Source organism: Variovorax sp. Varisp36 (assembly GCF_047304235.1).
Lineage (GTDB): Bacteria > Pseudomonadota > Gammaproteobacteria > Burkholderiales > Burkholderiaceae_C > Variovorax.
In genome coordinates this window covers 1-11,083 of the sequence record NZ_JBGLYU010000080.1, presented here as the reverse complement: position 1 = coordinate 11,083, position 11,083 = coordinate 1, and the positions used below count along the sequence as shown (strand labels likewise).

Sequence of the window (11,083 nt, the reverse complement as noted above, 5' to 3'; positions counted from 1 at the left end):
TTCCCGTGTGAAAGTAGGTCATCGTCAGGCTCTTACAGCCCAAAAAACCCCAGTCAGTGATCTGACTGGGGTTTTTTGCTTTAGGGAGTTTGAAAATGGAAATGCAATGGGAATGACGACACCGTCAATAACCAAACCGAACAGCCAATAAAAAAGCCCGATGGACAATCCATCGGGCTTTTTAGTTGGCGCAATCAGCGATTATCAGGCTGCCAGACGCCGCTCGATCGCAGCCTTGGTTTCCGGCAATTCCTTCGGCAGATGGTGCTCGAGCTGCTTGAACAGCTCGGAGTGCAGCTTCAATTCAGCCTCCCACGCAGCCTTGTCAATGCTGGTCACGGTCGCGAACTGTTCGGCGCTGAAATTCAGGCCTGTCCAGTTCAGATCCTCGTAGCGCGGGCTCACGCCAGTGATGTGCTCCACACCATTGGTCTTGCTGCCTTCGACCCGATCGATCATCCACTTCAGCACGCGCATGTTCTCGCCATAGCCAGGCCAGACGAACTTACCGTCCGCGCCCTTGCGGAACCAGTTGGTCGTATAGATCTTCGGCAGCTTGGCGCCCGAGGCTTCCAGTTTCTTGCCGAGATCGAGCCAGTGCTGGAAGTAGTCGCTCATGTTGTAGCCCATGAACGGCAGCATGGCGAACGGGTCGCGGCGCACGATGCCTTGCTGGCCAGCCGCGGCAGCGGTCGTCTCCGAACCCATGGTCGCGGCCATGTACACGCCTTCCACCCAGTTGCGGGCCTCGGTGACGAGCGGCACAGTGGTCGAGCGGCGGCCACCGAAGATGAAGGCATCGATCGTTACGCCCTTCGGGTCGTCCCACGCCTCGTCGAGCGCCGGGTTGTTGGTGGCCGCCACGGTGAAACGGGCGTTCGGGTGCGCGGCCTTGGCACCGGTTTCCTTGGCGATCTGCGGCGTCCAATCCTTGCCCTGCCAGTCGATCAGGTGCGCGGGCAGCGCCTTGCCCGGTGCGTCCTGTTCCATGCCTTCCCACCACACATCGCCGTCGTCCGTGAGCGCGACGTTGGTGAAGATCACGCCGTCGTCCAGGCTGCGCATGCAGTTCGGATTCGTCAGCATGTTGGTGCCGGGGGCCACGCCAAAGTAGCCGGCCTCGGGGTTGATGGCACGCAGAGAGCCATCGGCCTGCGGTTTGATCCAGGCGATGTCGTCACCGATGGTCGTGACTTTCCAGCCTTCGAAGCCCGCCGGCGGCACCAGCATCGAGAAGTTCGTCTTGCCGCAGGCGCTCGGGAACGCCGCTGCGACGTGGTATTTCTTGCCTTCGGGATTCGTCACGCCGAGGATGAGCATGTGCTCGGCCAACCAGCCTTCGTCGCGACCCATGTTCGAGGCGATGCGCAGGGCGAAGCACTTCTTGCCCAGCAGCGCGTTGCCGCCGTAGCCCGAGCCATAGCTCCAGATCTCGCGCGTCTCGGGATAGTGAACGATGTACTTGGTCTTGTTGCAGGGCCAGGACACGTCCTTCTGGCCGGCCTCGAGCGGCGCGCCCACGGTGTGCATGCAGGGCACGAATTCGCCATCGGCGCCCAGCACCTCGTACACGGCCTTGCCCATGCGGGTCATGATGCGCATGTTGACGGCCACATAGGGCGAGTCGGAGAGTTCGATGCCGATGTGGGCAATCGGCGAGCCCAGCGGGCCCATGCTGAACGGCACGACGTACATCGTGCGGCCCTTCATGCAGCCGTCGAACAGGGGCTGCAGCGTCGCGCGCATTTCGGCCGGGGCCATCCAGTTGTTGGTGGGTCCGGCGTTTTCCTTCTCCTGGGAGCAGATGAAAGTGCGGTCTTCGACGCGCGCAACGTCGCTCGGATCGGACACCGCGAGGAACGAGTTGGGGCGCTTGGCGGGGTTGAGCTTCTTGAAGGTGCCGGCGTCGACAAGTCGCTGGCAAAGGCGGTCGTATTCTTCCTTGCTCCCGTCGCACCAGTGAATGGCTTCGGGTTTGCACAGCGCGGCCATGTCGGCCACCCAGGCAATCAATTTCGCGTTCTTGACGTATGAGGGCGTCTGAATGGTGAGGCCCTTCATCGTGGGTGCGTTCATCGGAAAATCTCCTAAGTTGAAAAATCGTCTTTCCGAACGGGGCGCCGTGCCGCTCAGGCACGGAGGTCCGTTTGAGAAAACGTTTCGCTTTGGGAGACTGCGTCAGCGCGGGCCGCACCGCCCGCGGACAAAGGCGCGAACGCCTGTCAGCGTCAGGCCATGTAGACCGCGATGGATGCCAGTAGCAGCATCAGCACGCCGCCGGCCAGCGGCAGCACCAGTGGCATCAGGTGAACGACCGACTCGACGGCGTCTTTTTCGACAGCGGCGCCCTGGCTCGGCTCGATGGGGGTGGGGTTGGACATCGGGAAGTACCTCGAATACGCAATTGACAAACTGCCGGCATTTTACCGACGGGCAGCCTGGGACCGGTCTAGGGGGTTGCGAGCCCCTGAATAGAACCGTCCGGGGTTGATCTTGCGGCTCAATGCTGCTCTTCGGCTTCGAAGCCGGCGTCCTTCAGCGCGGCCAGCACGCTGGCGAGGTGAGCGCGTCCGCGAGTCTGCAGCACCAGTTCGATGTCGACGTTCTGCGCCGCCAGCATCGTGAAGGCGCGCTGGTGATGGACTTCATCGACGTTAGCGCCCGCTTCGGCCACGGTGGCCGTGATCTGGGCCAAGGAGCCCGGAACATCGCGCGCGCTAACGCGCACGCGAGCCAGCCGGCCAGCCCGCACCATGCCCCGTTCGATGATGGCCGCGAGCAGCAGCGGATCGATGTTGCCGCCCGAAAGAACCAGCCCCACGCGCTTGCCCCTGAAGCGCTCGGGGTGCCGGATCAGCGCCGCCAGGCCGGCCGCGCCCGCGCCCTCGACCAGGGTTTTCTCGATTTCGAGCAGCATCAGCACGCCCTGCTCGATGTCGCCCTCGTCCACCAGCAGCAGGTCGTCGACCTTGCTTGCGATGATCTCCCGCGTGAGCACGCCAGGCGTTCCGACCGCGATGCCCTCGGCGATGGTGCTCTTGCCCTGCGCGTGGTGCGTACCCTTCACCGCATTGACCATGGCTGGAAAGCGCGTGGTCTGCACCCCGACGATCTCGATGCCCGGCTTGCGTTCGCGCGCCGCAACCGCCATGCCGGCAATCAGTCCGCCGCCGCCCACCGCAACCACCAGCGTGTCGAGGTCGGGCACCACGTCGAGCATTTCGAGCGCCACCGTCCCCTGACCCGCGATGATCGCCTCGTCGTCGTAGGGATGCACGAAGGTCAGCCCCTCGCGCTGGGCCAACTCCAGCGCGTGGGCGCGGGCCGCATCCAGCGTGTCGCCGTGCAGCACCACCTCGGCACCGAAACCGCGCGTACGTTCGATCTTCACGCCGGGCGTGAAGCGCGGCATCACGATCAATGCGCGCAACCCCAGCCGCTGCGCGTGATAGGCCACACCCTGCGCATGGTTGCCGGCAGACATGGCGATCACTCCGCGTATACCGTTCTCCGAGAGATCGACCAGCTTGTTGCATGCCCCCCGCTCCTTGAACGAGGATGTGAACTGCAGGTTCTCGAATTTCAGGAACACCTGTGCGCCGACGATCTCGGAGAGCGTGCGCGACTCGACGCAGGGTGTATTGAGCACCTGACCTTGGAGACGCGCCGCGGCGCGCAGGATTTCATCGATTCCGACCATGGCGCGCATTGTGGCTGGAATCGCACCCATGAGGGTTTTTACCGTTCGCCGGTCTTCCCGAAGCCAAAAGTCTGCGTTATGGTCGCTCCGAGATTGTCCTCGTTGGAGGTTGCCTGATGGTCAAGCGTGCGGGTGTCGATGTCGTGGCTGCTGCGGTACGCGGGCAGGCACTGCCGTCGCCCGGCCTCAAGGAGGCGCCGGTGCTCGAGCTGATGTGCTCGCACTTCGTGCTCACGCTGGCGGCCAAACAGGGGCCGCGTTTCAATGTGCGGCGCGACATCAATGGCCTGCTCTCGCTCACGGGGCGGCACCTGGTGTGGCCGGCGGCCGTGCTGCAGCGGCTGCGCGAATTCCTCGGGCGACGCTGCGCGGGCAACGAGGCCTGGAAGGGCGTCGAGGACTTCGACGGCCGCACGCTGCTGGAACGCCACGGCGTGTGGCGCGGCCCGTATGAAGAGGGCACGCTCTTCTTCTATCTCGACGAATACGCGAAAGACCAGCCGAAGGACCTGCTCTCGGTGCTGGCCGTCACGCGCGACTGGCTCACGCACGCGCTGCGCAAGCAATCGACGCTGGTCGAGAAGAACATCGACGCGCTCGCGGGCCTGCTGCAGCTCAACAAGGCCGAGCGCGCGCTGCTGCTCTACGGCACGCTCGCGCGCTACCAGCGCGACCTGCGCTCGCTGCTGGTCGAGTTCAAGGTCAACAACGCTCCCGAGGCCTATGCGGCCATTGCCGACCTCGCGGGCGTGAACGCGAGCGAGGTGGGCGAGGCGTTGCGCGCGGGCTCGCGGCTCGAGCGCATCGGGCTGGTCGAGAACCTCATCTCCGAGCACAACATCACCGACCTGGCCGACCTCATGAAGGTCAGCGAGAAGCTGCCGCCGGTGCTCATGCGCGAGTACCGCGACCACAACGAGCTGATGGCCGTGTTCACGCGGCCCTCGGCCAAGAGCGCGCTGACGCCACACGACTTCTCGTTCGTGCAGGAAGACGCGCAGATGCTCGTCACGTTGCTGCGCGCGGCGGTCGCGCGCAAGGAGCCCGGCGTCAACGTGCTGCTCTACGGGCCGCCCGGCACCGGCAAGACCGAACTCGCAAAGGTTGTCGCGCAGGCTGCAGGACTCGAACTCTTCGAAGTCGAGTATGCCGACCGCGACGGCAATTCATTGAGTGGCCGCGACCGCTACCGCTCGCTGCAGATCGCCCAAGTGTTCCTCAAGGGCAGCGCGCAGGCCGCACTGCTGTTCGACGAGGTCGAGGACGTCTTCCCGCCCATCAGCACCGAGGCTGCGCAGTTCATGGCGCGCGCCGAGCAGATCCCGGCGCCCACCAGCGGCAGCGTGAGCGGCAAGGCCTGGGTCAACCAGATCCTCGAGGCCAACCCCGTGCCCACGCTGTGGGTCACCAACCGCATCGAGCAGATCGATCCGGCCTTCCGTCGCCGCTTTGCCTACCACCTGGAGCTGAAGTCGCCGCCGCCGGGCGCGCGCGAGCAGCTCGTGAAGAAGACGCTCGAAGGCGTGGTCGTGTCCGAGGCCTTCACCGCCAAGCTGGCCGAGCGAAAAGGCCTCACGCCCGCGCAGATCCGCACGGCAGTGCGCTTTGCGGGTCTCGCGCGAACCGACGATGCTTCGGTGGAAGCGCTCATCGAACGCCAGCTGCGCAACGCAGACCTCGCCTTGGGCACGCTCGATGCCGGACGCGGCGAGCGCCGCAGCGTGACCACCTACGACCTCGACATGCTCCATGTCGAGACCCGCTTCGAGATCCCGCGCATCGTCGAGGCACTGAAGGCGCGCGGCCACGGCACGCTGTGCTTCTACGGCGCGCCCGGCACCGGCAAGACCGCGCTGGCCGAGCACATCGCCAAGGCCGTGGGCCGTCCGCTCATCGTCAAGCAGGCCAGCGACCTCATGAGCAAGTACGTCGGCGAAACCGAGCAGAACATGGCCGCCATGTTCCGCGAGGCCGAGAACGAAAAGGCCGTGTTGCTGCTCGACGAGGCCGACAGCTTCCTGCAGGACCGGCGCGGCGCGCAGCGCACCTACGAGGTCACCGAGGTCAACGAGATGCTGCAGGGCATGGAGCGCTTCAACGGCGTCTTCGTCTGCACCACCAACCTGCTCGACCGGCTCGACCAGGCCGCGCTGCGGCGCTTCACCTTCAAGATCAAGTTCATGCCGCTCACCGCCGCGCAGCGCGAGCGCATGTTCGTGACCGAGGCGCTTGCGGGCGACGCCGCGCTCATGACAGGTTCCATGCGTTCGCGGCTGGCCCCGCTGACACAGCTGTGCCCGGGCGATTTCGCGGCGGTGAAACGGCAGACCGACATACTGGCGGCCGAGTTTTCCGCGACCGAATTCCTTGACCAGCTCGAAGCCGAGCACCGTATCAAGCCCGAAGTGCGCGAATCGCGCGGCATGGGTTTCGTGCAATAGCGGGAACAGAAGAAAACCGGGCGCGCGAAACATCCGCGCGTCCGGGCTACGAGGAGGAACGTATGGACTTTCGCAAGGTCGACGCGCGGCTGCTGCCGCGCCCAGGCGCATCGGTTGCGGGCGCCGCGCTCGCGGTGGCCTGCCTGCTGGCGGGTTGCGGAGGTGGCGGAGGCGGTGGCGGTGGCGCAGGCCTGCCGATCGGCCTGCTGCCCGGAACCACGGCACCGCCCGCCAGCGGTGGCGGCGATGGCGGCATCGTCGCCTCGGCCACGGTTGCCGGCCTGTGCGCGGCGCCGCGCGCGGGCGTCAACCCCGACACGGGTGCCGCCTATCCGGACCGCGCTGGCTCGCTCGACAACGAGAAGAGCTGGGTGCGCGGCTGGATCGACGAAACCTACCTCTGGTACACCGAGGTGCCGACCACGCTCAAGGCCGCCGACTACGCCACGCCGGTCGCCTGGTTCAACGTGCTCAAGACGCCGCTCACCACGGCTTCGGGCCGTGCCAAGGACCGCTTTCACTTTACCTACGACACCGAGGTGTACCGCCAGCTGTCGCAGGGCGGCGTGTCGGCCGGCTACGGCATGGAGACGGCGGCGATACGCAGCTCGCCGCCGCGCGACATCCGCATCGCCTTTGTCGAGCCGAACTCGCCCGCTACCAATGCGAGCCTGCAGCGCGGCGCGAAGATCCTCACCATCGACGGCATCAACGTCGTCAGCAGCACCGGCACCGCCAACGTCAATGCGATCAACGCCGCCCTTTCGCCCAAGGCCGTCGGCGAATCGCACACCTTCACCTTCGAAGTGAACGGCGTCGCGCAGTCTCCCGTGCAGTTGACGGCCGCGAAGGTCACCAGCACGCCGGTGCAGAACGTCCAGGTCATCGACACCGGCAGCGGCCGCGTGGGCTACCTGCTGTTCAACGACCACATCACGACCTCCGAGGCGCAGCTCATTGCCGCGGTGAACACCTTCAAGCAGGGCGCGGGCATCCAGGATCTCGTGCTCGACATGCGCTACAACGGCGGCGGCCAGCTGCTCATCGCCAGCCGGCTGGCCTACATGATCTCGTCGCCGGCGGTGACCGCGGGCAAGACCTTCGAGCAACTCACCTTCAACGACAAGAACCCGTTCCACCTGACGGCGGCGCAGACCCTGACGCCCTTCACCGGCACCAGCCGCAGCGGCCAGGCGCTGCCTACGCTGGGCCTCTCGCGCGTCACGGTGCTCACCGGCCCCGACACCTGCTCGGCGAGCGAGTCGGTCATCAACAGCCTGCGCGGCGTGGGGGTCACCGTCAACCTCGTCGGCGGCACCACCTGCGGCAAGCCCTACGGCTTCTACCCGCAGGACAACTGCGGCACCACCTATTTCGCGATCCAGTTCAAGGGCGTGAACCAACAGGGCAGCGGCGACTACGGCGACGGCTTCGCGCCCACCGCGGGTTGCACCGTGGCCGACGACTTCACCCACCAGCTCGGGGACCAGAGCGAGGCGCGGCTGTCCGCGGCGCTCACGCTGCGCAGCACCGGCGCCTGCCCGGCCGGGTCGTCCAAGGCCCTGGCGCCGGGCCTGGACAAGAGCCAGGCCGTGCCCGATGTGGAGCAGCCCTACATGCCTGGCCGCTCGCCGCTGCGCGAGAACCGGCTGATCGATCCCGCACCCGATCCGGCCTGATCCGACCGGCCCGCGCAAACCCCTAGGTTGTGGCGCTTGCCATGGCCGCGGCTTGCGCCGTAGAGTTGGCAAACGTTTGCGCAAAGCTTTGCGCAAACGTTTGTATTTCAGTGCCTTCGACTGAAAACCAACCTCTTAGTCTCAGGAGCGGAAGATGCAGATGCGCAAATGGATCGGGGCGATGTTCATCGCCGTCATCACGGTGTTGGCGGGCTGCGGCGGCGGCGACGGAGGCGGCGGCATCGGCCTGGGCCCGGGCTTCGGCGGCGGATCGGGCGGCTCCACGGCGCAGAAGATCATCATCGACAGCGACTACAACACCATGAGCGACGACGGCCAGCTCGGCGTCATGGCAGTCCAATTGCAGGCCAGCGGCAAGGTGCAGGTCATGGGCATCAGCGTGGTGTCGGGCAACCAATGGCTCAAGCAAGGCGTGGCCGACGCGCTGATGTCGATGGAGCGGCTCGGCGTGGGCAACCGCATCGGCGTCTACGTGGGCGCGAACTACGCACTCAACCACAGCTTCGCCGACGTGCAAGCCGAGATGGCCGCGGGTGCCGGCGGCGACGGCTATCTCGGCGCCTGGGGCGGTCCCGAGCCGAAGACCGATGCCGACCTCAAGCCCTCGCCCGACGGCTTTGCGCAGCACACCGTCGTGCAGCGCAAGAGCGCGGTCGACTTCATCGTCGACACCGTGAAGGCCAATCCCGGCCAGATCACCATTCTTGCCATCGGCCCGCTCACCAACATCGCACTCGCGGCGAAGCAGAACCCCGAGATCGTCCCGCTCATCAAGAAGATCATCTACATGGGCGGTGCCATCGACGTGGCGGGCAACACCACCAAGGCCGCCGAGTTCAACTGGTGGTTCGACCCCGACGCCGCGCAGTACGTGGTGCGGCTGCCGATCCCGCAGGTGGTGGTGCCGCTGGACGTGACCGACACCGTGTTCCTCACCAAGACCATCTACGACCGCATCGCGCACCCGGCCAAGCCCACGGCCGTGACCGACGTGTTCCAGAAGCTCAACGGCTACGGCTTCGACGGCAAGAACGGCTTCGAGAACAACCCGAACTACACCCAGAACATCTGGGACACCCTCACGCTGGCCTACCTGATCGACCCGGGCTACGCCACGCAGACGGTGGACCGCTACGTCGACGTGATCGCCAAGCCTGGCGCGGCAGACAACGGCCGCTCCATCGGCTATGCCTCGCAGCCTGCGGGCCCCACGCTGCAGAAGATGACGGTGGTGAAGAAGTTCGACAACGCGCGCTTCTTCGAGCTGTACGTCGACCTGCTCACGCGGCCGGTGCCGGTCGTGCTGCCCGCGACGAACTGAAGGCTAGAAGGCCTCGCACACCCGCAGCACTTCGCTGCCATAGGCCTCGAGCTTCTTGGTGCCGATGCCGCTGATGCCCTGCAGGTCTTCGAGCGTCGCCGGTGCCCGCTCGGCGATGGCCGCCAGCGTGGCGTCGTGGAAGATCACGTAGGCCGGCAGGTTGTGCTCCTTCGCCACTTCGGCGCGCCATGCCTTGAGCGCCTCGAAGCGCTTCTTGCCGGTGTCGTCGAGCTTGGCGGCGGCCGGCGAGGGCGCGCCCTTGACGGTCTTCTCGCGCCGGGACTTGCGCTCCGCCGGTGACGACACCGATTCGCGCAGCGTCACGCTCGCCTCGCCCTTGAGCACCGCGCGCGAGCCTTCGGTGAGCTTCAGCGTGTTGAACGCCTCCGCGTCGACCGCGAGCGCGCCCGTGGCGATCAGCTGGCGCAGCACGCCGCGCAGCGCCACCTCGCTGAACTCCGCGCCGATGCCGAAGGTGCTGATGCGCTCGTGGCCGAACTGCTTGACCTTCTCGGTCGGCTTGCCGCGCAGGATGTCCATGATGTGCCCGGCGCCGAAGCTGATGCCGCTCAACTGCTGCACGCGGTAGATGGTGCTCAGCAGCTTGCGCGCGGCATCGGTGCCGTCCCACACCTGCGGTGGGTTCAGGCAGTTGTCGCAGTTGCCGCAGGGCGTGCTCTTCTCGCCGAAATAGCCCAGCAGGCGCACGCGCCGGCAGTCGCTCGCCTCGGCCAGCGAGAGCAGCGCGTCGAGCTTGCCGCGCATCACCTGCTTGAATTCCTCGCCGGCAGGGCTCTCGTCGATCATGCGGCGCTGGTTCACCACGTCCTGCAGGCCGTAGGTCATCCAGGCGTCGGCGGGGCCCCCGTCGCGGCCCGCGCGGCCGGTTTCCTGGTAGTAGCCTTCGATGTTCTTGGGCATGTCCAGGTGGCCGACAAAGCGCACATCGGGCTTGTCGATGCCCATGCCGAAGGCGATGGTCGCGACCATCACGATGCCTTCCTCGCGCAGGAAGCGGTCCTGGTGCTTCTGGCGCACCGCCGCATCGAGCCCGGCGTGATAGGGCAGCGCGTTGATGCCGGCGTCGCGCAGCATCACCGCCACGTCTTCCACCCGCTTGCGCGACTGGCAATAGACCACGCCCGCATCGCCTTCATGCTCGCGCTCGATGAAGCGCAGCAGCTGCGTGGTCGCGTCCTTCTTCTCGACGATGGTGTAGCGGATGTTCGGTCGGTCGAAGCTGGAGACGAACTGGCGCGCCTCCTCGAGCTGCAGCCGCTCGACGATGTCGGCGCGCGTCAGGTTGTCGGCCGTGGCCGTGAGCGCGATGCGCGGCACGCCGGCGTAGCGCTCGTGCAGCACGGTGAGCGCGCGGTACTCGGGGCGGAAGTCGTGGCCCCACTGGCTCACGCAATGCGCCTCGTCGATCGCGAACAGCGAGAGCTTGCCGCGCTCCTTCAGCGAATCGAGCTGCGACAGGAAGCGCGGCGTGTTCACGCGCTCGGGCGCCGCGTACAGCAGCGTGATCTCGCCGCGCAGCATGCGGCGCTCCACGTCCTGCGTCTCTTCCCAGTCGAGCGTGGAATTGAGAAAAGCCGCGCTCACCCCCGCCTCGTGCAGCGCGCCTACCTGGTCGTGCATCAGCGCGATCAGCGGCGACACCACCACCGCCACTCCGTGCCCCGCGCGCTGCCGCGCGATAGCAGGGATCTGGTAGCACAGCGACTTGCCGCCGCCCGTGGGCATCAGCACCAGCGCGTCGCCGCCGCCGACCACGTGGTCGACGATGTCCTGCTGGGCCCCGCGGAACTGCGCATAGCCGAAGACTTCGTGAAGGATGTCGGCGGGTGCGCTGCTGCCGGAGGCGTCGATGGGGCGGGGAGCGAGAGAGGACACAGGCAGCGGAGGGGAGGTCGGAAGG

The 11,083-nt window shown here is 66.3% G+C and carries 7 protein-coding genes; 3 read left to right on the top strand and 4 right to left on the bottom strand.

The annotated features are described in order from the left end of the window. Positions 1–204: 204 nt before the first annotated feature. From ACCD11_RS27895 to ACCD11_RS27885, 3 genes are all read right to left on the bottom strand, one after another. A complete protein-coding gene (locus tag ACCD11_RS27895; protein WP_413316322.1) occupies positions 205–2,076 on the bottom strand; it encodes a phosphoenolpyruvate carboxykinase (GTP) in 1,872 nt (623 codons plus the stop codon). A gap of 152 nt (positions 2,077–2,228) precedes the next feature. Next, complete coding sequence (locus ACCD11_RS27890) at positions 2,229–2,381, bottom strand: hypothetical protein (protein WP_007831971.1); 153 nt, start codon at positions 2,379–2,381, stop codon at positions 2,229–2,231. Positions 2,382–2,500: 119 nt separating this feature from the next. Beyond that, on the bottom strand, positions 2,501–3,700 hold the full coding sequence (locus ACCD11_RS27885) for a threonine ammonia-lyase (RefSeq protein ID WP_193386545.1): 1,200 nt from the start codon (positions 3,698–3,700) through the stop codon (positions 2,501–2,503). A gap of 116 nt (positions 3,701–3,816) precedes the next feature. Between ACCD11_RS27885 and ACCD11_RS27880 the strand changes: the two genes are divergently transcribed. From ACCD11_RS27880 to ACCD11_RS27870, 3 genes are all read left to right on the top strand, one after another. Further along, positions 3,817–6,141 carry an ATP-binding protein gene (locus ACCD11_RS27880; protein WP_413316319.1) on the top strand — a complete coding sequence of 775 codons (2,325 nt, stop codon included), beginning with the start codon at positions 3,817–3,819 and terminating at the stop codon, positions 6,139–6,141. A gap of 62 nt (positions 6,142–6,203) precedes the next feature. After that, positions 6,204–7,820: a S41 family peptidase gene (locus ACCD11_RS27875; RefSeq protein WP_413316317.1), complete on the top strand. Its 1,617-nt coding sequence runs from the start codon at positions 6,204–6,206 to the stop codon at positions 7,818–7,820. A 160-nt stretch (positions 7,821–7,980) separates the two neighbouring features. Next, complete coding sequence (locus tag ACCD11_RS27870; protein WP_413316324.1) at positions 7,981–9,162, top strand: nucleoside hydrolase; 1,182 nt, start codon at positions 7,981–7,983, stop codon at positions 9,160–9,162. A 3-nt stretch (positions 9,163–9,165) separates the two neighbouring features. Here ACCD11_RS27870 and recQ read toward each other — a convergent pair whose 3' ends face one another. Then, positions 9,166–11,058, bottom strand: a complete 1,893-nt coding sequence (recQ, locus tag ACCD11_RS27865) for a DNA helicase RecQ (protein ID WP_086012098.1) — start codon at positions 11,056–11,058, stop codon at positions 9,166–9,168. Between the last annotated feature and the right edge of the window lie 25 nt (positions 11,059–11,083).

Excerpts from the sequence above, each read along its gene's own strand:
- ACCD11_RS27895 (WP_413316322.1), bottom strand. The coding sequence starts at position 2,076 with ATGAACGCACCCACGATGAAGGGCCTCACCATTCAGACGCCCTCATAC.
- ACCD11_RS27885 (WP_193386545.1), bottom strand. The coding sequence starts at position 3,700 with ATGGTCGGAATCGATGAAATCCTGCGCGCCGCGGCGCGTCTCCAAGGT.
- ACCD11_RS27890 (WP_007831971.1), bottom strand. The coding sequence starts at position 2,381 with ATGTCCAACCCCACCCCCATCGAGCCGAGCCAGGGCGCCGCTGTCGAA.
- ACCD11_RS27875 (WP_413316317.1), top strand. The coding sequence starts at position 6,204 with ATGGACTTTCGCAAGGTCGACGCGCGGCTGCTGCCGCGCCCAGGCGCA.
- ACCD11_RS27880 (WP_413316319.1), top strand. The coding sequence starts at position 3,817 with ATGGTCAAGCGTGCGGGTGTCGATGTCGTGGCTGCTGCGGTACGCGGG.
- ACCD11_RS27870 (WP_413316324.1), top strand. The coding sequence starts at position 7,981 with ATGCGCAAATGGATCGGGGCGATGTTCATCGCCGTCATCACGGTGTTG.